This window comes from Yersinia sp. 1252 StPb PI, from assembly GCF_048593885.1.
GTDB classification, from domain to species: Bacteria; Pseudomonadota; Gammaproteobacteria; order Enterobacterales; family Enterobacteriaceae; genus Yersinia; species Yersinia enterocolitica_E.
Genome location: NZ_JAZGQE010000487.1, coordinates 1 through 460 on the forward strand (window position 1 = coordinate 1; position 460 = coordinate 460).

A 460-nucleotide genomic window follows, 5' to 3' on the forward strand; every position below is an offset into this window, starting at 1 on the left:
CTGTCAAGGATGCCATTGAAAGGTTTTGAAGACGCTAGCCCAATTCTCAATAAAGGCAAGAAAACACTCGATCTAGTTAATAGGAATCAAGTAGAGAAAATGATTGATATAGGTAGTGCATCTAACTATATGTACGTTCATATTGCTTATTTTCTTGCCCTACACGAAATAGCGCGGGAACGAGATGTTCCCTGGATGCCGAGATTCATTGTGATTGACCAACCAAGTACCCCATATTTCAGTACTGGTGGTAAAAAAACTGATGATTTTGATAGCCTTGATACAGCCCTTAATGAGATAAATTCATTTGTGGAAAAAATGAAGTTGTATGGTGGAATCCAAATAATATTATTAGAGCACATTGAAGAAACTTATTGGCTTGATCGGAAATGGAATAATTTTCGGTTGGTTGACAAAGAACTCCGAGATGACTACGGATTAATTAATTTGAAGTAACTAG

At 36.5% G+C, this 460-nt stretch carries 1 protein-coding gene; it reads left to right on the forward strand.

Annotated features, from left to right (window positions below; translation table 11 throughout):
* Positions 1-456: DUF3732 domain-containing protein (locus V2A85_RS24450; protein WP_420072658.1), on the forward strand; the 456-nt coding region annotated here is incomplete at its 5' end.
* Between the last annotated feature and the right edge of the window lie 4 nt (positions 457-460).